Annotated in this window: 3 protein-coding genes; all 3 read left to right on the top strand. The window is 65.7% G+C overall.

Annotation, left to right across the window (positions count from 1 at the left end):
* Window positions 1-92 precede the first annotated feature (92 nt).
* The 3 genes from fabD to NQZ70_RS25630 all read left to right on the top strand — a co-directional run bounded on the left by fabD (window position 93) and on the right by NQZ70_RS25630 (window position 23,819).
* Window positions 93-947 carry an ACP S-malonyltransferase gene (gene fabD / locus NQZ70_RS25640; RefSeq protein ID WP_129576545.1) on the top strand — a complete coding sequence of 285 codons (855 nt, stop codon included), beginning with the start codon at window positions 93-95 and terminating at the stop codon, window positions 945-947.
* A gap of 84 nt (window positions 948-1,031) precedes the next feature.
* A complete protein-coding gene (locus tag NQZ70_RS25635; RefSeq protein ID WP_129576544.1) occupies window positions 1,032-15,551 on the top strand; it encodes an SDR family NAD(P)-dependent oxidoreductase in 14,520 nt (4,839 codons plus the stop codon).
* Window positions 15,552-15,674: 123 nt separating this feature from the next.
* On the top strand, window positions 15,675-23,819 hold the full coding sequence (locus NQZ70_RS25630) for an SDR family NAD(P)-dependent oxidoreductase (RefSeq protein WP_129576543.1): 8,145 nt from the start codon (window positions 15,675-15,677) through the stop codon (window positions 23,817-23,819).
* Window positions 23,820-23,842: the final 23 nt, after the last annotated feature.

The following is a 23,842-nucleotide window of genomic DNA, read 5'->3' as shown; positions in this document are numbered from 1 at the left end:
CGGGCGTCCGAGGCGAGCCGCGCGGCGCGGTCGCCTGCAAGGCCGTCCATCCTCGCTGCAAGCGGTCGTGCGCCGTCGACCGGGGGGGCAGCATGACGACCATCTACGTTTTCCCCGGGCAAGGCTCGCAGCGGGTCGGGATGGCGGCCGACCTGTTTCCGGAGTTCCCAGAGCTGGTCAGGGAGGCGGATACGGAGCTTGGGTACTCCATCGTGGAGCTTTGCACGAAGAACCCAGATCGCCGCCTCGGAAAGACCCAGTACACCCAGCCGGCGATATATGTGGCGAACGCCCTCCATTATTTCAAGCTGCTGAGAGAGACGCGGGAGCGACCACATTATGTCGCTGGGCATAGCGTCGGCGAGTACAACGCGCTGCTCGCCGCGAACGTCTTCGACTTCCGCACAGGGCTTCGGCTCATCAAGGAGCGCGGTGAATTGATGTCTCAGGTCGTGGGCGGATCCATGGCGGCGGTCGTAGGCCTGACGCTGCCGAAGGTCGAGGCGGTCCTGCGGGAGTCCGGATACAAGGGCATCGACGTAGCGAACATCAACGCGACGGATCAGATCGTGATCGCTGGACCACGCTCGGAGATCGAGTGCGCTGAGCGCGTGTTCCTCGACGCCGGAGCTGCTCGGTTCTTGATCCTGAACGTGAGCGGTGCGTTCCACTCGCGATACATGAAACGGGTCAAGGATGGGTTTCAGGCGTTTCTCGACGGATTTCGCTTCTCGTGCCCGCAGATCCCCGTCGTGGCAAACACGACCGCCGTACCGTATCCCGAGCGAGACGTGGAGATCAAGAGCAGCCTCGCGATGCAGGTCGTCAGCTCCGTCCGCTGGAAAGAGACCGTCGAGTACTTCCTGGCGTTGCCGAAGCCCGAGTTCCGCGAGGTGGGCGCAAGCCTGGTCCTGACGAAGCTCATCCAGCAAATGCAGCGCAACTAAGAAGAGCCTCGGCGCGCGCAGCGATCTCATCGGCGGTCCCGCGCGGCTGAACATCGACGCCTACATTGATGTCGCAGGGTTATCATGAACAGCCACAGTGAAGCCGCGGTCGGTCAGCAGCAATCGAGTGTAGCACGTGGAGAGCTGAGAGGCTTCCTCCTCTCGGGGGTCCAGGAGATCCTGTCGCACAAGCTCGGTCGAGGTTCGTTGAGCATCGGCGCAGACACGACTTTCCTGGAGCTCGGCGTCGACTCGTCGCTCAGCGTCGACTTCCTGGCGGCGCTCAATGAGAGGTTCGGTCTCTCGCTCGGCGTGGAGGCGATCTTCGACTATATACGAGTGATGGATTTCGTCGAGCACGTCGTCGACTCGTGCGGCGACGTGCTGGGCCTGCGCCAACGCGCCGGCGGCGAGGGTGCGTCAGGGCGGAAGGCGAGCGCGCTGGAGAGGGCGATCCACGACGCGCCGCCCGCGTCCCAGGGCATCGGGGGCGTGAAGGCACCTGGCCTGGCGCGCGATGCCGAGGACGCGGCCGCGGGGGAGGCGGTCGACGATCTCGCGATCGTTGGCCTGAGCGTGAGGTTTCCCGGGTCAGAGGGCACGAACGAGTTCTGGAGCAACCTGTACGGCGGCCGCTGCTGCGTCCGCGAGGTCGCGGACGCGGAGCATCGCGCCCAGGATCTGGCCCGCGGCGCTGCCTCATTCCCGAAGGCGATGGCGCTCCTCGAGGGGATCGATCTCTTCGACGCCGAGTTCTTCGGCATTTCGCCGGACGAGGCGTCGGCCATGGATCCTCAGCAGAGGATCGTGCTGGAGGAGGCGTGGCGCACGATCGAGGACGCCGGCTACGCGCCCGAAGCGCTCGCCGGTCGCTCCGGCGGGGTCTTCATAGGGGTGATGGGACAGGATTACAGCGAGCTGCAGGGGCCGGAGGCGACCGAGCGCAGCCTGGTCGGAAACGCGGCGTCGTTCATCGCTGGAAGGGTCGCCGACTTCCTCGACCTCAAGGGAACCAGCCTATCGATCGACGCGGCGTGCTCGTCGACGCTCGTCGCGCTCCACCAGGCATGCTCCGCTGTCAGGAGCGGAGATCTCGATTTCGCCCTCGTCGGCGGGGTCTCGCTCTGCCTGACCGAGCGGTCTTATCTCGCCATGCAGCGAGCTGCCATGCTGTCCGCCTCGGGGCAGTGCCGTCCGTTCGACGACCGCGCTGACGGGTTCGTCCCGGGGGAAGGCGCCGGGATGATCATGGTGAAGCGGCTCACCGCGGCGATCGCGGACCGGGACAACATCTACGCCGTGATCAAAGGAATTGGAGTTGGCCACACAGGGCGCACGAACGGGGTGACGGCGCCCAGCTCGCGCTCGCAGGCGGCCCTCCAGCAGCGGGTACACGAGGCGGCGAGGATCGACCCTGCGACCATCTCCTACGTCGAAGCTCATGGCAGCGGGACGAGGATCGGCGACGCCATCGAGCTGGCGGCGCTCACGGAGACGTTCCGTGGCGGTACGAAGGGATCTGGCTCCTGTGCGATCGGCTCAGTGAAGGCGAACATCGGGCACCTGTCCGGTGCGGCGGGGATGGCGTCCCTGGCTAAGGTCCTGCTGTGCATGAGGAGAGCGAGCCTCGTCCCGAGCCTCAACTTTTCCCGGCTCAACGGGCTCATCGACCTGGAGAGCGGTCCGTTCTACGTGAACACGAGCGCGAGAGAGTGGTCGACGACGAACGGCGTGCCGCGGAGAGCTGCAATCAACTCGTTCGGCTTCAGCGGCACGAATTGCTACGCGGTGCTCGAGGAGTATTCGCCGACGCGAGAGAGCGCACAGCATCAGTCTGCGGGCAACCACATCATCACTGTGTCGGCAAGGAGCGAGCCAGCGCTTCACCGAGCGCTGGCCCGGCTCCGGGACTGGTTGAGGATTGCGCCCGCGCACGTCTGCCTGGCAGACGTTGCGTACACGCTGAACTGCGGGCGCAAGCACTTCCCATGTCGCCGAAGCTTTGTGGCCGATGGAGCCGTCGACCTCCTGACCCAAGTCGACTCGGCTCTGGCGCAGGATCATGACGATCGCGGGCCGGCAGCGGGCGCGATGTCAACGCCGAGCGAGCGTCACGCAGCCATGGACGAAGCAGCGCGGCGGATCCTGGAGGACCTCGCGGCGGCCGGGGGCGCTGCCAGCGCGTCCAAGCAGAAGCTCGTAGCGCTCGCGGAGGCCTACGACGCCGGGGCGAGCGTCGACTGGCATCGCCTCTATCGAGATCAGAAGGTAAAGAAAGTATCTCTTCCCACATATCCGTTCATCCGGTCACGCTTCTGGCACGGGCGCGCCGCATGGCCAGAGATCAGGGCCGCTTTGCGCGCCGAGGCTGGCGATGGCCGAGGTGGCTGCGGGGGCGAGCTCGTCGAGACGCACGCCGCCTTCATGGAGCTCGAGCGTCACGCTCGTGACCTCCTGCTCTGGTCCTTTCAGCAGAAGCGCCTATTGCTAAAAGCAGGCGAGCGCTACACGAAGGCGGAGCTGCAGCGCGTGTTGCGCATTCGTGCGGGCTATGAGCGGCTATATGAGGCGCTTCTGGAGATCCTGCTGCGAGAGCGGTGGATCAGCCTGAGCCAGGACGAGATCGTGGCCACGGCGGCCGTGGAGGACCCTGCGCTGAGACGACGGTTGCGCGACGTCTCCGTGGCAGCGCCTGAGCTGCTGCGATCGAGCCCGGGTACCGCCCCTTACGTCGCCCTGCTGCGCGGTTGCCTGGGTAGGCTCTGGGAGATCATGTCAGGTGAGGACGACGTTATGAGCGTCTTGTTCCCGGACGGGTCTCTGGCGCTCCTCACAGCGGCATACGCGGCTAACCGACTCGCCATCTACTCCAATGAACAGCTCGCCGAGGAGGTGGGCGCGGCGGTAGAAGAGCGTTTGCTGTCGCGCCCCGGTACGCAAAAGCTCCGGATCCTCGAGATTGGCGCAGGCACCGGGGCCACATCGCGACACGTCCTCGATAGGTTGGCGCGTCATCGGGATTCGGTCGAATTTTGGTACACTGACGTCTCACCCTTCTTCACACGGCAGGGGGCTGGCGCCTTCGGGGATCAGTTTCAGTTCGTGACCTTCAGGGAGCTCGATATCGAGAGGGACATCGCCGCACAAGGGCTCGATCGGCATTACTTCGATATCGTGATCGCGACGAACGTCTTGCACGCCACGGCGCTGATCCACCGCACGCTCGACCAGGTCCATGAGCTGCTGAAGCCCGGCGGCTTGCTCGCCCTCTGTGAGCTCACGAAGCGCGCCGACTTCTTGACCTTGATCTTCGGCTTGACGAGCGGCTGGTGGTCGTTCGAGGACGGTGAGCACAGGATCGAGCATAGCCCCCTCCTTGAAGCAACTTCCTGGGCAGCGATCCTGCGTGAGTGCGGATTTGGACGGATCACGGAGCTCGGCCGTCCGCCGGGTGACGGCGAGCGCGTGTTCTCGCAGACCGTCATGCTAGCGAGCGCGACCGAGATCCAGGACAGGCGGGGAGCGCCGGCGGAGTTGACCGAGAGGTCGAGGGCGGAGCCGGAGGGAGCGCGTCGATGGCCGGCCGCGGCCGGAGACCTGTACGATGCCGTGGTGGAGCGAATCGTATCGCATGTCGCGAGCGCGGCGATGGTGCCGAGAGAGCGCATCGATCCGCAGAGGAGGTTCGCGGACTACGGTCTGAAGTCCAAGACGGGCATCCTCATGGTAGAGAGGCTCGCGAGGGAGCTTCAGGTTCCGCTCAAAGCGATCGATTTGTTCAACTATCCCGCGATCGGCGACCTGGCTCGCTACATCAGCTCGGAGCACAGCGACAGGATTCTTGCGCGTGGCGCCCTGCCGGAGTCCGCCGGCCACTCCGCCTCCACGCTGGGGGCGGCCGTGCGGGCCGCTCGCGCCGACCCGAGAGACGCGAACCCGGGCTCGCGCGACGCGCGAGGGGCCCTGGACATGGCCGTGATAGGCATGTCAGGCAGGTTCCCCGGGGCGAACAACGTACGAGAGCTCTGGAGCAACCTCGCGGCTGGGCGCAGCTGTATCACCAGGTTCCCAGACGCCCGGCGCTACAAGAGCAGCCTCTGCGTCGGTGATGGCGAGGGCGGAGTCCCGGACCGTGGTGGATACCTGGACGACGTGAGCCTCTTTGATCCCTTGTTCTTTCATATGTCCGGGATCGAGGCCGAGCTGACGGACCCTCAGCACAGGCTATTCCTGGAAGAGTGCTGGAAAGCGATCGAAGATGCTGGGTACAATCCGCGCGATTTCTCCGAGCGGAAGCTCGGCGTCTTTGTCGGTGCAGGTGCGGGAGACTACCGAGAGCGGCTGCGGGAAAATGGGCTCCACAGCGAGTCCCATGCGTTCGTCGGCAATGAAGCGTCGATCCTGGCGTCTAGGATCGCATATTTCCTGAACGCGAAGGGGCCGTGCCTGGCCGTCGATACGGCCTGTTCGTCGTCGCTGGTCGCGGTCCACCTGGCCTGCCAGAGCCTGGCTTCGGGCGAGAGCGAGGTTGCCATCGCAGGCGGTGCGTTCATCATGACGACGCTGAGCTACCATGCCAGCTGGGCGAAGGCTGGCATGCTCGCGCGCGACGGCCGGTGCAAGGCGTTCGACGACAGCGCGGACGGGTTCGTCCCGGGCGAGGCGGTAGCGGCGATCGTCCTGAAGCCCCTGGCCAGGGCGGTGGATGACGGGGACTTCATCTACGGGGTGATCAAGGCGTCGGGAGTGAACCAGGACGGCAAGACCAACGGCATCACTGCGCCGAGCGGGCTGTCGCAGGCAGCGCTGATCAACGATGTTTACGAGCGAGCGTCGATCGCCGCTGACAGCATCAACTACATCGAGGCACATGGCACCGGAACGAGGCTCGGCGACCCGATCGAGGTGGACGCTCTCTCGAGTGTCTTCCGGAAGCAAACGTCGGAGAGCCGGTACTGCGGCATCGGATCCGTGAAGACCAATGTGGGGCATACGATATTCGCAGCGGGCCTCGTGGGCGTCATCAAGGTCTTGCTGGCGCTCAGGCACGGCAAGATCCCCCCGAGCCTCAATATTGCACGAGAAAACACGGAGATCGACTTCGCACAGTCTCCGTTCTACGTGGCTCGTGAACTGTCGGATTGGGCCCCGCGCGGTGGCTCCCCGAGACGGGCGGCTGTTAGCTCGTTCGGTATCAGCGGTACCAACGCTCATCTCGTCGTGGAGGAGGCGCCGCCGGCGGCGGCCACGAGCGCCGGCGAACGCCGTGGCTGGTTTCTCGTCGCGCTCTCAGGGAAGACCGATGACGCTCTCCGGGCGCGGCGCGACGAGCTGGTCGCGTGGCTGGACGAGAACGGCCGGATCGCCGGCATCGAGGACGTGAGCTATACATTGAACGTAGGCCGCAGCCACTTCTCGAGGCGCGAGGCATACGTCGCGGTCAGCCTCGAGGATCTCGCTGAGCAGCTCCGGTCCGCGTCCAGGCTGCCGGAGCGCGGCCCAGGTCGCGGCGAAGCGCCCGGCCGGGGCCACGAGCGAGAACGAGAGCTCGACGAGAGGGCCGCGGGCATCGTCGATGAGCTGAGGCGAATGGACCCCGGAGCGGCGGACGCGCGCAAAGAGCAGCTGTCGGCGCTCGCCGAGCTCTATGTCACAGGCGCCTCGATCTCATGGCAGGCTCTCTATGCTGGTGGCCCGCACCGGAGGCTACAGCTGCCCGGATACCCATTCGCTCGGGAGAGCTACTGGGTTCCTGAGCGGCGGAACGTAAATACTGCTGACCGCAATCCGGCAGTGTGGCCCGAGCTGGCTGCGCCGGCGGGGGACGAACGAACCCGCCCGCGGCCGCCAAGGAGGAACAGCTTCGAGGTCGGAGGCATGGGCGCGGCACAGACGAAGTACTACAGGCCCGTATGGATCGAGGCGCCTGTTTCAGATCGGGACCTCGAGCTGGGTCTAGGGTCGGTCGTGATCTTCGATCGCACCCGCGCGCGATTCGATCTGCTGAAGAAGCAGCTGCGCGGGCAGGAGCGGGTCAAAGTCATCTGGATACGCCCGGGCGAACGATTTCGCGATCTTGGAGATGGCGTTTACGAAGTCAACCCGCGAGAAGGCCAGGATTTCGAAGTGCTTCTCCGTGCTCTGTCGGTAGATGTCCCATCCGTGCACACGGGATTTCATTGCTGGAACACGGACGTCCAGTCGACGAGCTGGGAGCGCGTTGAGGACCCGCTTGCCATAGCCAAGGCGGTGGACGAGGAGCTGGAGACCGGCGCTTACGCGATACTCCGCCTGACGAGGGCCCTGCTGGCTCAGAAGCGGCGTGGCAGGACGCGCATCATCAGCCTGTACCAGTGCGATAATGCATCCTCCCGGCCGCACGAAGCGGCCATGGCGGCGTTCGCCAAGAGCCTGCGTGTGGAGGAAAGCTTGATGACTCACAAGGTCGTTGCCATTGAGCGCGACGGTGAGGACAGCGCTGACAGGGACGTTCGCGTGCTCCTGAGCGAGATCGGCGCCGGTGATGAGACAGATGTCATCTACCGAAGGGGCTCGCGGTGGACGCGCAGCTTCGAGGAGATCGATCGCGCTTTCGTCGCTGGCCGCGCCGCGGCTGACGGTATCCGGCTGAAGAGGGGCGGAGTCTGTATAATCACGGGTGGAGCGGGTGAGCTCGGCCTGCTCGTGGGCGAATACATGATGAGGAGGTTCGAGGCGCGCCTCGTCCTGGTCGGACGCTCGCATGCCTCGCAGCTGTCGCTCGATAAGCGGACGAGGCTGAGCGAGCTCGATAGACTGGGAACTGTGGTCTACCAGAGGGCAGACGTGAGGCGGCTCGACGAGCTGTGCGGGGTCGTCGAGGAGGCTCGCCGTCGCTTTGGTCATATCGACGGCGTCATCCATGCAGCAGGGGTTCTGCGCGACGGCCTCGTCGCAATGAAGCAGGACGACGTATTCAAAGAGGTGGTCGAGACGAAGCTGAAGGGAGCGCTGTTCCTGGATGCCCTCACGGCGAGGGACGAGCTCGACATGTTCATCATGTTCTCATCGCTGGCGTCGATCGTCGGAAACGAGGGGCAGAGCGATCACGGTGTGGCGAACGCCTTCCTGGATCGATTTGCCGAGCTGAGGGCGGATCTCGTCCGAGCTCGGCACAGATTCGGTCAGACCTTGTCCGCGAGCTGGCCTCTGTGGGCCGAGGGCGGGACTGTCCTATCCGCGGAGCAGCTGAAGTTCCTCTTCACGCAGATGGGCATGGTCCCCATGCCCAGTCAGGACGGCCTTGGTGCGTTGGCGGACGTCCTCCGCCTCGGCTGCGAGTCCGTCGGTGTGTTTCACGGTGATGCGGCCCCGTTTGAACGCCTCCTTCGATCCACGGACGCCGCATGTCCCCCGAGAGCCGCTGGGGCAGCCAATGGAGATAAAATGCTGGAGAGCACCATTGATTACGTCAAAAAGCTCATCTGCGGGGAGCTCCGGCTGCCGCCGCAGACCGTGAGCCACCGCGAAGTTCTCGAGACCTACGGCGTGGACTCCCTCGTCATCAGGAAGCTGACCGCAGCTCTCGAGAAGGCTTTCGGGCCGCTGCCGAAGAGCTTGCTGTTCGAGTACAAGACAATTGAGGATCTGTCGGCGTATCTGGTGGCGAATTGCGATTCGGAGCTGAAGCGGCTGTTGTTGATCGAGGAGCCGGCTGTAGCGAGGACGCCCGACCATAAGCCCGAGCGGACGAGCGAGGCTTCAGCTATGGCGCAAGATCCAGGGCGGAGCGTCGCGCCGTCCGTCCCATGTCCGACGCTTCATAGCGATGGAAGCGGCGCGAACGAGGGCGCTCGATATCCGATCGCGATCGTCGGTATCAGCGGCCGGTTCCCCATGGCCGATAACCTCGACGCCTTCTGGAAGAATCTGGCGGAAGGCAAGGACTGCGTCACCAGGGTTCCCAGGGAGCGCTGGGACAGCGAGCAGGTCTACGATGCCACGGGTTCCCGCGACGACAGGACCGACTGTAACTTCGGCGGCTTTCTGGACGGCTACGACGAGTTCGATCCTCTGCTGTTCAACGTATCGCCATCCGAGGCGCGGACGATGGATCCACAGGAGCGCCTGCTACTGCAGGCGGTCTGGTCAGCGCTCGAGGATGCCGGCTACACGAGGGAGCGGCTGAATCTCAAGGTCAAGAGCCATGGACACAAGGGCGTTGGCACCTACATCGGAGTCACATCGGGGACGTACCAGCTGGTCGGCCTCGACGCGTGGCGTAGCCAATCTGGCGGCATGGTGCTCCCCGAGGGAGCGTACTGGACCGTAGCGAACCGCGTGTCGTATACGCTCGGATTCACGGGGCCGAGCATGCCCGTGGACACGGCGTGCTCGTCGTCCCTCGTGGCGATGCACCTCGCCTGCGAGGCGATTCGCAGCGGTGAGTGTGGCGCGGCCGTGGTGGGAGGTGTAAACCTCTATTTACATCCATATCGGTACGTCGTGCTGAGCCAGCGGCGGTTGCTCTCGAGGAGCGGCCGGTGCTGTAGCTTCGGCGACGGGGCTGACGGCTTCGTCCCCGGTGAGGCTGTCGGAGCGGTATTGCTCAAACCGCTGCGCGACGCGATCGCGGACGGCGATCACATCTATGGCGTCGTCAAGGCGACGGCGGTCGGTTACGCTGGCAGGACGAACGGGTACGCCGCGCCGGACCCGCAGGCGTATGCGAGGGTGGCGAGCGAGGCAATCGCGAGGGCCGGTATAGACCCGAGGACCATCAGCTATATCGAGGCCCAGGCCGTAGGGTCCGATCTGGGCGATTCGATAGAGGTCGCAGGTCTGACCGCGGCGTTCCGGCGTTCCACGGATGACGTCGGCTTCTGCGCGATCGGGTCGCTCAAGCCGAACATCGGACACGCTGAGTCCGCGGCTGACATCGCGAAGCTCGCAAAGGTGCTGCTGCAACTAAAGCACGGCACCCTTGCGCCGACCATCGTGCCGCCGAATTTGAGCTCGTCTATCGACTTTGCAACTACGCCGTTCGTCGTTCAGGGCAAGCTGAGCCCATGGTCCAGCTCGGGCATCGATGCGGAGAGGACCGCGCCTCGACATCCGAGGAGGGCGGCGATAAGCTCGCTTGGAGGAGGCGGCGCGCTGGCGCACCTCATCGTCGAGGAGTGGGTCGGTGAGGACGAGCCCCGCTCACGCGGTGAGCGAGCGCCTGCAGGCGCGCAGCTGATCGTCCTCTCTGCACGGACTCCAGAGGCGCTCAGGCAGGCGGCCGAGAACCTCGCCGCGTTTCTGGAGGAGGACCTCCCTCGCGAGAGGGACGGGGGCGACGGCGCCACGCTGCGCGACATCTCCTACACCTTGATGGTGGGGCGCGAGGCGATGAGCGAGCGCCTGGCCGTCGTCGCGACCACCAAGAGAGAGCTCGCCGACTCGCTGCGCGCCTTCCTCCACGGATCGAGCGACAGGTCGAATTACGTCCGCGGCAAGGCCGATGCGAGGATCCGGAACGGTGAGCCGCCGGTGCGCCCGAGCGGGGACCTGAGGCCGCTCGCGGCGTGGTGGTGTCTCGGCGGGGAGGTGGAATGGGACGCGATGATCAGCGGTGGCAACGTCAAGCGGATATCGCTGCCCACGTACCCGTTCGCGAAGGAGCGCTACTGGCTCGTCGATCGGGTTGGAGAGCATGACCGGGGCCTCCCGCTGGCAGGCGGCTCGGAGGTCGTGGCCGATTACTATAATACGGCGACGCACATATTTCGAGCTCAGGACCGCTATCTGAGATACATCACCCTAGCTCCGCTCCCGGCGGTCATCGATGACTTCTCCTGGCTCGTGACGTTCTCTCGGCCTGAGTCGAGGCCCGAGTACCTGAAGATGGTCGTCGAACGACAGGAGGAGCTTAGGCGAACTCTGTTCTGGAACGTCGACTTCAGCAAGGTGCATTCGTTCCTCGACATCGGTTGCGGCCTCGGCACAGATCTGGTGGAAATCGCCGAGAGCTATGTTCATGTGCGAGGCGATGGTTATACGATCGCTCGAAGGCAGTTCGATTTTGCCAGTCAGGACATAAGGGATCGTGGGTTGTCGGATCGTGTCCATGTTCATCTCCGCGACAGCTCTCAAGATCCGTTTCCGGGGCAGTATGATCTGATATACGGAATCGAGGTCTGCCATCATGTCAAGAACAAGGAAGGGCTCTACTCGAACATCGCGAGTCACCTGAGGCTGGGCGGCCTTCTGAACCTGGCGGACACCATCGCGCGCACGTCAGGGGATATCAATAGCGAGGAGGTTGGCTCCTATTCACCCACGGAAATCCGGTATAGTCGGCTCCTGGCGACGAACGCGCTCGAGGTCATCGAGTGCATCGACGTGAGCGAGGAGATCGCCAACTTCCTGGAGGACGCCAGGTTCGAGGAGAACCTGGCGCTCCTCGGCGCCGATCACACGCATCGCGGCTCGGCCGGTGCTGCGGAGCACCGTGCATGGAACAATTACGGGAAGGCGCTGCGGATGGGCCTGGTCGCGTATGTGCTGCTCAGCGCGCGAAAGGTGGATCCGAGGTCCAATCTCGATGCGGTCTACGAGAGGAATCTCCGCAAAATCCAGGCGCCCCGTCGCTATGCGGATACCCCGAAAGGCGCGCCGTACCTGCGATCGACCTCGGCGCCCCGCACGGCAGCCGATCTGCCGGACTTCGCCGGTCGTCCGAATGGGGCCGACCAGCGGCCGCATCAGCACGCCGCGCCTCATGGAGAGGCCGCGGAGCGCCGAGGCGATCAGCGGCGGGAGGGCGGCGACGAACGGTCGAATCTGCGGGCGCGCTGCGAGCGTCTGGAGCAGCGGATCAGCCGCATCGTGTCGGAGGTGCTCGAGCTACGCATCCAGGAGATCGAGCCCGAGGCGCGGTTCGCCGACTATGGCGTTGATTCACTGCGCGGCCTCCGCCTCGTAGAGGCGGTGAACCGGAGATTCGGTCTGCACCTGCCAATGGAGGTCATCTTCGACCACTCCAGCATCAGAGACCTGTCTGCGTACCTCCTGGCTCAGCACCAGATAGAGATGTCCGACGTCCGGCAGGAGGGGCCGGCGCCGTCAGAGCGAGCGCGAGCCGGGGCAAGCTCGCAGGGGGTGGGCGAGGCAGAGCAGCCCGCCGCGGCGGCGCATGCAGCGCCGCCGCGCGCCGAAGGCGCCCAGGCTGGCGCGTCGGGCGGAGTCGCGGTGATCGGGATCGCGTGCCGGTTTCCTGGGGCTCGGAGCAGGAGCGAGTTCTGGACGAACCTGACCGCCGGCGTCGATGCTGCCAGGGAGGTCCCCGCGGACCGCTGGGACCCGGATAGCATCTATGATCCCGATCCCAATGCGCCCGGGAAGAGCTACAGCAAGTGGGGGTGCTTTCTGGACGGTGCGTTCGAGTTCGACTCCCTCTTCTTCAACATCTCGCCGAAAGAAGCGACGCTCATGGACCCCCAACAGAGACTGCTGCTCCAGCAGTGCTGGCACGCGCTCGAGGACGCCGGATACAGCGGCGAGTCGACCAGGGGGCTCAAGTGCGGGGTTTTCATCGGCGTGGCCGGCAATCCGTATCATCCCCTGTCCGAGTCAAACGAGAGCGCGCTGAGCGATGGCCACGAGCTGCTGGGTCACTCTCCAGCGATCCTGGCGTCCAGGATCTCGTACTTCCTGGACCTCAAGGGGCCGGCGATCGCGGTGGATACGGCGTGCTCTTCATCGCTGGTCGCCCTCCACCTGGCTCAGGAACAGATCCGCTCTGGTCAGATGAAGATGGCGCTCGTCGGGGGCGTCACGCTCTACCTTGACCCTCGGACCTTCATCTCCCTGAGCAAGCTCGGGCTGCTGTCTTCGACCGGCAAGTGCAGGCCCTTCGACGAACAGGCCGATGGCGTCGTGGTAGGCGAAGGGGTCGGCGTGATCTTGATCAAGGACCTGGCGCAAGCGCTGGCTGACGGTGACTCGATCTATGGCGTGATCAAGGGCTCCGCGATTAACCAGGACGGCAGGACGAACGGCATCACTGCGCCGAGTAAGGCGTCCCAGGTCGAGCTGGAGCTGGAGACCTACCGCGCCTGCGGCATCTCTCCCGAGACCATCAGCTACGTCGAGGCGCATGGAACCGGGACCCGGCTCGGGGATCCAATCGAGGTCAACGCCCTGATCGACTCGTTTCGCTCGTTCACCGACAAGAGGCAATTCTGCGCGCTCGGCTCGGTGAAGGGGAACATCGGCCATACCACGGCCGCCGCGGGCATGGCTGGGCTGATCAAGATCCTCTCGTCGTTCGAGCACCGACAGATCCCTCCGAGCCTCAACTTTGATTCATTGAACCGCCACATTGATCTCGCCGCGAGCCCGTTCTTCGTCAACACGGAGCTGCGAGACTGGGTCGCTCCGGCAGGCTCCCCGCGGCGGGCCGCCTTGAGCTCCTTCGGATGGAGCGGAACGAACGCACATGTGGTGGTCGAGGAGGTCCCTACGCGCGCCGCGGCGGTGCGGCGCCGCGATGTTGCGCGCTTCCTGATCGTCGTGTCGGGGAAGACCAAGACGGCGGCGCTCTGCAGGATCGCCGAGCTCAAGAGCTGGCTAACGAAAGGGGACCCAGGCGTCGATCTGGGCGATGTTGCGTACACCCTCAGCGTCGGGCGGAGCCATTTCCGTTATAGGGTCGGCATCGTAGTGAAGGACATCGACGAGCTGGTGTCGAAGGTGTCGGAGCTCCGCGCGGGCCAGGTCCCTGGCGGCTGCGTCACCAACCTCGACTCGGAGAGCCAACGAGGTGCGGATCCAGCGCTCAGGCAGCTCGCTCATCAGATGATTGCAGACCTGGCAGCGGCCGGAGCGACCTCGCAGGCGAACTACGCCGACCGCCTGCTCGCCCTGGCCGACCTGTACGTGAAGGGCTACGAGATCGACTGGCTTTCACTGTACGCAGGGCGAGGCTATCGCAGGGTTCACCTCCCCGGCTACCCGTTCGCGAGAGACGTCTATCACATCCCGACGGACGGCAGGGCCGTCAAGGAGGCCGGCTTCGATCCTCATCGTCTCGACCAGATGATCGATGAGGCCACCGTCCGGCGACGGGAGCTGATCCTCAAAAAGAAGATCGGTGCGCAGGACTCGTTGGCCCGGGACCACGTCGTGAGCGGCAGGATGGTACTGCCGATCTCGGTCGGCTGGTCGATGGCGATGGCCGCGGATCGACGGGAGCGGCCTGGTGTGCGAGGAGGCGTGGGGCGCCTGCGCGGCGTCACGTTCTTGGCGCCGCTCGTGGTCGAGAGGGACGGCGTCGAGGTGGAGATGAGCATCGACGCCGTCGACGGCTGGTCACGCTACGAGATCAGGGGCACGTCTGGAGCGGCGCCGGTCGTGCATTCGCGAGGTGAGCTGTACCTGGGTGGAGGCGAGCAAGAGGTACACGCGGACACTGTGGATCTGAACGGGCTGCTCTCCGAGTCTGGAACCATGCTGCGCGCGAGCGATGCCTACGCGGCGTTCGAGGCGATGGGCCTGACGTACGGAGGCTCCTATCGGCTCGTCGAGTGGGTCAGGTTGTACGAGTGGGGCGCCCTCGGGCGACTCGCGACCGAGCACGACGCGCGGCGAGGGAGCGGGAGTTCGGCGCTCGAATCCAGGATCGTGGACGCGGCGCTTCAGGTCGCGATGCTGATGAGGCGTGACACCGGGCACGAACAGCACCTGATCCAGCCGTTCTCGGTCGACGGCGTGGAGATCAGCGCGAGCTTGCAGGCCGCGCGCTACGTCTGCGCCAGGATCGTGAGCGACGATGGGCGCGGGTTCAAGGTCGACGTGATCGCCGTCGACGAGTCCGGCAAGGCGCTGTTGCGGGTGTCAGGGCTCCGGGCGCTGAAGGTCGGCGCCGCCGAACGCGGCGACCCGCGCACCAACGGCATGAGAGCGAGGAGCGCGACAGGGGCGCGGTCCGAGGCTCGATCGAGCGCCCCGTCGTCGCCGCCGCCCGCGGAACCGGCGGCGCGCGCGACGCACGACGCAGAGGACGAGCAGCTCGCGGCCCCTCCTCGTCGGGATCCAGACGTCGGCGCAGCGCCGACGCCCGAGGCCGCGTCCCGCGCGCGGATGCTCGTCCTGGTCCAAGATGAGATCCGCAAGCACCTCGGAGACTGCATCGGCGTCGATCCGCTGCAACTGCACCTCGATGAGGCGTTCTCGGACTATGGAGTTGACTCGATCGTCGCGATGGACCTCGTCAAGCGGATCAATGACGCCATGGGCATCCAGCTCAAAGTGACCTCTATCTTCGATTATTCCGAGATTGGCGATCTGGCGAGGCATATCCTGGCGTCCTACGAGGTGGAGCTCTCCCGCGGCCTCGGGAGGGGCGGGGCCACCGAGGGGCGAGCGGCAGGGAGCGCGTCGAGGTCGGGCCGGGCTGCCCCGCTCGACCAAGGGCGCACGGAGAGCGGCGCCGAGCTGACGCCGCGCGACGCGACCGGCTCCTGCGCGCTCAAGAGGTCGAGCTCGCCCGACGCAGATCTGCTGAGCCTGCTCGATCGCGTTGAGTCGAGGGAGCTGAGCATCGACGACGCGATAGCGCGATTGGAGTTGCTGAGCTGACGGCCAACGGGTCCAGGCACGCTGAGCGGCGATCCAGTCGGCTCGTGGGCCTGGGGTCGGACCGGCTGAGAGAGCGATTTCGGTTGTCAACCGGGGCGGACCGGGCCGAGGAGAAATGAGATCATGAGGAACGTCATCGCCGAGCAAGCGCGCAGGGAGACACTCGAGAAGCTGGCGAGGCGTGAGATCGACGCCGCGCAGGCGCTGTCGATGCTCCAGGCGTTGCGGCGAGGAGAGCAAGGGACGGACGCCCATGAAGCATCGGGCATCCCCGGGGATCGTATCGCCATCATCGGCATGTCGAGCAGGTTTCCAGGGGCGAATGACTACAACGAGTTCTGGCAGAACCTCGCCCAGGGACGGAGCTCCATCGCGGAGGTGCCAGCGGACCGCTGGCGTGTAGATGAACACTTCGGTGACCATGTCGATGAGGCGAAGCGGGTCCGCAGCAAGTGGGGTGGATTCTTGTCGGATGTCGACAAGTTTGACCCGCTGTTCTTCAGAATGTCCGGCAGAGAGGCGGAGCGCAGCGACCCGCAGCACAGGCTCTTCCTCGAGGAGTGCTGGAAGGCCATCGAGGACGCGGGTTACAATCCAGAGGTCCTCTCGGCGAGGAGGGTCGGAGTCTTCGCTGGAGCGAACTCGGGTGATTATATACATAGAATCCTGGAGAGTGAGCTCGGACTGGATGCATTGAGCTCGGTCGGGAATACCGCGTCTCTGCTGTCTTCGCGTATCGCCTACTACCTGAACCTGAAGGGCCCGAGCGTCACGGTCGATACCGCGTGCTCCTCATCCCTCGTCGCCGTCCACCTCGGTTGCCAGAGCATCCTCACGGGCGAAAACGAGCTCGTCCTTGCGGGAGGAGTTTTTGTCAGCACGACGGCGCTATTCTACATCATGTGTAGCAGGACGGGGATGCTGTCTCCCAAGGGGCGCTGCAGTGCCTTTGACGCAAGCGCCGACGGATTCGTGCTCGGCGAAGGCGTGGGCGTGGTCCTGCTCAAGCGGCTCGATGCCGCTGTGCGAGACGGGGATCACATCTATGGCGTCATCAGAGCTTCCGGGATAAACCAGGACGGGAAGACGAACGGGATCACCGCGCCATGCACCCTTTCGCAGACCGAGCTGGAGCTGGACGTCTACCGGAAGGCAGGCATCAGCGCGGCCGACATCACCTATGTCGAGGCTCACGGTACGGGGACGAAGCTCGGCGATCCCATCGAGATCGAGGCGCTCACGAACGCGTTCCGCGCGCACACCGACAAGGTCTCGTACTGTGCCGTCGGATCCGTGAAGACGAACGTGGGACACGGTGCGTTCTCCGCTGGAATGGCCGGCCTCGTCAAGGTTCTCCTGTGCCTGAAGCATAAGCAGCTCGTGCCGAGCCTGAACTTTCACGTTCTCAATCCGCATATTGGGCTCGAACATAGCCCGTTTTTCGTGAACACGGAGCTCAGGGCGTGGGAGACAGCCGGCAGGCGACCCCGCCTCGCGGCCTTGAGCTCTTTCGGATGGAGCGGCACGAACGCCCACCTCGTCGTGGAAGAGTGGCCGGACTCGGGTGCCCCCGCAGCAGTAGCGGAGGCTCCAGCGCCGTGCTTGATCGTCGTGTCTGCTGCGAGCAGATCGGCCTTGATGAGCCGCTGCCGCGACCTCGCGAAACACTGCCGAGGGGACGGGGCGCGGCTCTCGCTCAGAGATGTCGCGTACACGCTCGCCGTGGGGCGTGCTCATCACGCATGGCGGGTCGCTCTTGTCGTGACGACACGAGAGGAGCTGATCGATGAGCTGGAGGGCATTCTGAGGGCAGACGGTCGAACGTCGCCCGGGAGGATCTCGGCGGACGCATCGCCTGCGGCGGTGTCGTCGGCCAGCGAGCTCATACGAGCGCTGAAGCAGGGCGCGACCGCCGGGCCGGAGCTCCGCGATCGGTTGCTGCGGCTCGCCGAGCTGTACACCTCGGGGTGCAGCGTTGAGTGGAGCGCGCTCTACCGAGGAGAGGCGCGGCGACGCGTGCCGCTGCCGGCGTATCCGTTCGCGAGGGAGAGCTACTGGCTGCCGGTCGCCGGAGGTGGCCGCCGGACGGATGCAGCGGTCGAGACGACCTCGGGGAGGCACGCGCTGCTCGAGAGAACCGCCGTGAACGAGCGCGGGGGGGAGTTCAGCGCGGTCCTGCTGCCGAGCACCGATCTGGTGCGGGACCATGTGGTCTCGGGCCAGCGTCTGCTTCCAGCGGCGGGGGCCATCGAGATGGTGGTGGCCGCCGCTGCGCCCGTCAGGAGGAGCGCCCCGGGCTACAAAATCAGGCGCGTCACGTGGCTCGTCCCGATGGCGGTCGGCGAAGCTGGCCTGAAGATACGAGGCACGATCTCCGCGGCGTCGGAGGGTTATCGTTACGAGCTCTCCAGCGAGAGCAACGGTGAGCGCGCCGTACACTCGCGCGGAGAGCTGTGCGTATCCGGGATGAACGGCGCGGGGGCGCACGAGCGAGTGAACCTGTCGGAGGTGCGCTCGCGGTGCCAGAGGAGCCTTTCAAAGGTCGATATTTACGCCGCGTACAGGAGCCGTGGCGTCGAGTACGGCGCGCAGCTACAGGTCCTGGACGCCGTCTGGGTGGGCGATGGCGAGGCCCTGGGGAGGCTCGCGCCGGTGGAGCCGACCGCTGCCGGGTACCACCTGGATCCTCGGATGGTGGACGGGGCGTTGCAAACCGCGGGCATGAGCGTGGATTGGGGGGAGGACGGGAGGGTGATGGTGCCGTTCTCCGCCGAGGAGGTGGAGGTCGCGGCGCCGCTGGAGGCGAGCGCGTACGTCTACGTGCAATGCCGAGAAGGCAGCCGAGAGAGTCAGACGGCGCGCTTCGACGTCACGGTCCTCGACGAAGAAGGGGGCGCGCTCCTGAAGATCAATGATGTGTGTGCAAGGGCGCTCTCCACCGGGCGCAGCCACCGGGGATCCTCGGAGATGAAGCCGGAGAGGCGACTGATGGACGAGCTGACGTACTATCGCCCTGTATGGCGGAAGGCCGCGCTGCGGGGCGGCCAGCAGGATGGATCGAGCGACGGCAGCGTGCTCGTCTGCCATCATGGCTTCGACCTGGGGCTCCCCGCTCGGCTGGCGGAGCGCCATCGCGGCGCGGAGTGCGTCCGTGTTCTTCTGGGCAAATCGTTCAGAGAGCTCGCCGGGCAGGGGTTCGAGATCGACCACAGGGCGAGGACCGACTACGAAGGGCTGCTCGCGAGGCTGGGGCGGATCTCGACGATCTACTTCCTCGGTGGACTCCAGGACGCGTCCGCTTCCCCGATGAGCCTGGAAGCTCTGGAGTCGATGCAGCAGCTCGGCGTCATGTCTCTGCTCCGCCTCACGCAGGCGTTGGGCGGAAGGGGTGAGATGGGCCGGGGGTTGTCCTTGAAGGTCGTCACGAACGACGTGTACCGTGTCGTATCGTCCGACGAGGCGCAGCCCATCCAGAGCTCCGTGCTCGCTCTGGCCAGGGTTGTCTCGCGCGAGTACCCGAGGGCCCGCGTGAGCGCGATCGACCTGTGCGCCCGCGAGCTCGAGGGCACGTCGCCAACCAAGGGCGAGCTCGTGCGCTGGCTGTCCGACGAGCGACCGGAGGCGCCGGCCTCGCTGGTCGCCTATCGGCGGGGACGCCGCTACCGGCAAGGGCTCGAGCGCATCGAGATCCGACCGACCAGGCTCGAGGATGTGCCGCTGCGACATCGCGGGGTTTACGTGATCATCGGCGGTGCCGGGGGGATCGGGCGGGTCGTGAGCCAGTACCTCGCAGAGACGGTTCGGGCCCGCGTGGCGATCATCGGCAGGAGCGAGCTCGACCGTGAGAGGCAGGAGCAGCTCGATCGCATCGTGCAAGCAGGGGGCGAGGCGATGTACCTGCAGGCGGACGCGACCGAGCTCCGCTCCATGGACGCCGCAGTCGCCGAGGTGAAGGAGCGCTGGGGGAGCATGCAAGGAGTGATCTACTCCGCGCTCGTGCTCCGGGACAGCTCGATCGCGCGGATGGAGGAGTCGTCGTTCCGAGCTGCGTTGGATCCGAAGGTGAAGGCCAGCGTCATCTTGGGACGGCTGCTGCAACATGAGCCTCTGGACTGGTTGACCTTCTTCTCGTCCGGGAACTCGCTCACCTGCAGCGCTGGGCAGTCCAATTACGTAGCTGGTTGTGCGTTTCAGGACGCCTTTGCCGAGCACTTGAGAGACCTGGTGCGGTGGCCGGTGAAGGTAATCAACTGGGGCTACTGGGGGCAGGTCGGCGTCGTTGCGTCGGCCAGGTACGCGAAGGAGATGACGAGGATGGGCGTCGGCTCGATCTCCTGCGAGGAGGGGCTGGACGCCCTCGGCCGCGTCCTCCATGGCCGGGTCAATCAGGTGATGCCGATCAAGGCTGCAGCAAGCCTCCTTGAGAGCCTTGGCGTGAATCTGGCGGAGACGGCGCTTTGCTTGCCGGAGTCGGCGTCGGTCATCGGCGACGTGGTCGAGCGGCTCCGGGCTCACGTGAGCTCGTTGATGGGCGGGGCGGACGGGCGCCTGGAAGGGCTCGAGGAGGTGGAGGCGTGGGGGCGCGACACCCTCTTGGTCGCGCTCCAGGGGATGGGAGCCTTGAAGAGGGCGCATGAGGTATATGACGAGCGGGATTTTGCGCGGAAGATCGGCGCCGTCGAGCCTCACGAGAAGCTCTGTGGCGTGCTGTGCGCCATGCTGGAGCGGCACGGCGTGATCTCGCGGGTGGACGGACAGATCAGGTCGTCGGCCATCCTCGATGACGAGACGTTCGTGCGACGGCTTCACAGCCTGCCAGAGAGACGCAGGCAGCTCGAGGAGAGATATCGCGAGCTGGTGCCTCATCTGGCGCTCCTCTCGAGCTGCCTGAGCTCCTATGGCGACGTCCTGCGAGGAGAGAAGCCGCCCACCGATGTTCTTTTCCCGGGCTCGTCATTGCATCTGGTGGAGAGCGTGTACAAGGGTAATCGACGCGCAGATTACTTCAACGATCTCACCGCAGAGGCCGTCGAACAGCTCATGCGGGCGAAGCTGAGCAAGGGGGAGCCGGCCCGCGGGGAGCAGATCAAGATCCTCGAGATTGGCTCCGGGACCGGCGGGACGAGCGCACCGGTCCTGAAGAAGCTGGCGCGATACCGTGAGCTCGTCCAGTACTACTACACGGATATTTCCCTGGCTTTCACGAGGCACGGAGAGCGCGTTTATGGACGTCTTTACGACTTCGTGAAGTTCAAGACCCTGAACATCGAGAAGGACATCGAAGCGCAGGGCTACGCCGTGGGCGAGTTCGACGTCATCGTCGCCGCGAACGTGATCCACGCCACACAGCGGATGGATGCCACGCTGGAACGGGTGAAGAAGCTCATGAAGGCGAACGGCGTGCTCGTGCTGAACGAAGGGACGCTGGAGCAGGACTTCGCTACGCTCACGTTCGGCCTGACGCCGGGGTGGTGGGCCTACGAAGACGCGGAGGAACGGTCGGGATCCGGGCCGCTGATCACCGTCGAAAAGTGGCGACGGCTGCTCGAGGAAGGAGGCTTTCGGCGGTTCGCCGCGTTCGGTACGCCGAGCGCGAGGGGCGATCAGGAGGACGCGCAGCACGTGATGCTGGCCGAGAGCGACGGCGTCGTGATCCGCCGCGCGTCGAGCGGCGGAGACAGCGCATCGGCGGGGCAGGGCGGCGCGGAGCGACGCCCCTCCGGCGAGGGCGCCGCGCGGGCGCCTGCGCGGCCGCCGGACGCGAGCGCTGCGTCGAGGCCGAGCCCGCCGCGAGCTGCGGAGCCGGAGCGCCGGCCGACCTCGGCGGCGGCTGCACCCGTGGCTCTGGAGCCAGGGACCGGCTCACCCCGAGGGCGGGAGCTCCACGACGCCGCGCGCCGGTACCTTCAGCGGGTCTTCTCCGAGGTGCTCCGGGTGCAGTACTCGGACATTGACCCAGAGCAGCCCTTCGAGAGGTACGGTGTCGACTCGCTCGTGGCGATGTCGGTTGTCGAGCGCTTGCAGGCGGACTTCGGCCCCCTGCCTGCGACAGTCCTGTTCGAGTTCCTGTCGCTCGACGCGCTCGCTGATTACCTGATCCAGACTCGTCGAGAGAACCTCGTCGCCTGCCTGGGGGCGAGCGGGCTGCCACCCGCCGCCGCGGCGTCGGAGGAATCAGGTAGCCGGGAGGTCAGGCCTGGTCGCTCGCCCGCCAGCGCCGTGGAGGGCGGGCGTAGGCTCGTGTCGGACCCGACTCATCAGGACATCGCCATCGTCGGGATGGCTTGCCGCTACCCCGGAGCCGAGGATCACGAGGAGTTCTGGAGGAACATCAGAGAGGGAAGGGACTGCATCACGGACGTGCCCCCGCGGCGCAGGCCGCTCGGGTTCGGAGGCGCGGAGCGCGGGGAGTGGGGCGGCTTCATCGACGACATCGACTCGTTCGACCCCACATTCTTCAACATCTCGCCCCTCGAAGCGGAGCTGATGGATCCCCAGGAGCGCATTTTTCTGGAGACGGCGTGGCGGACGATCGAGGATGCAGGGTACAGCAGGAGGAGCCTGGTCGCCGCGGGGGACGATATCGGCGTGTTCGTCGGCGTCATGTACGGCGAATACCAGTGCCTCGGGGCCAAAGAGTGGGCGCGCGGCAACGAGGTCGAGGCGAGATCGGCCTACTGGTCGATCGCGAACCGCGTCTCGTATCACTTCGGCTTTCAGGGGCCGAGCATGGCCGTCGACACGGCTTGCTCCTCGTCGCTGACGGCGATCCATCTGGCCTGCGAGAGCATCAGAAGGGGCGAGTGCGTCGCGGCGGTCGCGGGCGGGATCAACCTGATCATGCAATCCGAGCACTACGAGTTCCTCCGGCGAGCGCAGATGCTGGCGCCCGACGGACGGTGCCGGTCGTTCGGCGAGCATGCTCAGGGGCTCGTGCCGGGCGAAGGGGTCGGAGCCGTACTGCTCCGGCCGCTGGACCTCGCGCGCCAGCACGGCGATCACATCTATGGCGTGATCAGGGGCACCGCGGTCAACCACGGCGGCAAGACGAGCGGGTACACGGTGCCCAACCCGAACGCTCACGCACGGCTGATCTCGAAGGCGTTGAGGTCGGCAGGCGTGCATCCCAGAACGATCACGTATCTGGAGGCGCACGGAACGGGGACGGCGCTCGGAGATCCCATCGAGATCGCGGGGCTGTCGAAGGCGTTTGCACAGCTCACGCTGGAGCGTCAATTTTGCGCGATCGGCTCTGTGAAGTCCAACATCGGGCACCTCGAGGCCGCCGCTGGCATCGCGGGCGTGTCGAAAATCTTGATGCAGATGAAGTACGGGGAGCTGGCTCCCTCGTTGCATGCAGGACGGGGCAACGCCGAGATCGATTTCTCCCGCACTCCCTTCAAGCTCCAGCGCGAGCTGGGGGCGTGGCAGAGGCCACGCGCGCAGGTCGATGGTCGAGAGGAGGTCCATGCTCGGCGGGCTGGAATCAGCTCCTTCGGCGCCGGTGGCGCGAACGCCCACGCGATCCTGGAGGAGTACGACGACGAGGATCCGGTGGACGACTCGATCCGGGAGAGCTGCGATCCGGAGCTCGTCATCCTGTCCGCGCGCACCAGGCCGGCGCTCCAAACGAGAGCAGCGCAGCTCAAGGACTACCTGGAGCGCCACGCGGACGCCGCAGGTGCGGGGCAGCCGCCGGGGAGGAGGCCCGCGAGGCTTCGGGACGTGGCTCATACCCTGCGCGTTGGAAGGGAGGCCATGGAGTTTCGCCTGGCCGTCGTCGCGCGCGACAAGGCGGACCTGCTTCGCAAGCTGATCGGATATCTGGGCGACATCGATGAAAGCCCCGGCATCTACTATGGACAAGCTCAGGCGAGGAATCGGCGCGGCACGCGCGACGCCGAGGATCGGCCGAGCTTGGCCCGCCACCTGCTCGACGAGGGAAGGCTCGAGGAGCTGGCCAAGCTCTGGGTCAGTGGGATCGAGCTCGACTGGGACGCCGTGTATCCGAGGGGCAATAGGCGGCGGGTTTCCCTGCCCGCCTACCCGTTCGCTGGAAAGTGCTACTGGATCCAATCCCGAGGTGAGGGCGCTCCGCGTGGTCTAAAGGCGCGCGACGGACAGCGGCGGAGCGAGCCGCCGTGCGGCACCGAAGCGAGGGGTGGGGCCGGGGACGGTGACGGAGCGTTGGAAGAAGTCCTCAGCAGGCTCGCCGAAGGCGAGCTGACCATGGACGAGGTGGCTCGTCGGCTGCAGGTCGAGGCGTGACGTCCTGTCGGTGGCTCAGCGGA

It is taken from the genome of Sorangium sp. So ce836, assembly GCF_028553905.1.
Taxonomy (GTDB): domain Bacteria; phylum Myxococcota_A; class Polyangia; order Polyangiales; family Polyangiaceae; genus Sorangium; species Sorangium cellulosum_D.
Note: the sequence above shows the minus strand (reverse complement) of the source record. Positions and strands in the feature narration are given on the sequence as shown.

Coding starts and splice junctions, on each gene's coding strand:
- fabD (WP_129576545.1), top strand. CDS start 93: ATGACGACCATCTACGTTTTCCCCGGGCAAGGCTCGCAGCGGGTCGGG.
- NQZ70_RS25635 (WP_129576544.1), top strand. CDS start 1,032: ATGAACAGCCACAGTGAAGCCGCGGTCGGTCAGCAGCAATCGAGTGTA.
- NQZ70_RS25630 (WP_129576543.1), top strand. CDS start 15,675: ATGAGGAACGTCATCGCCGAGCAAGCGCGCAGGGAGACACTCGAGAAG.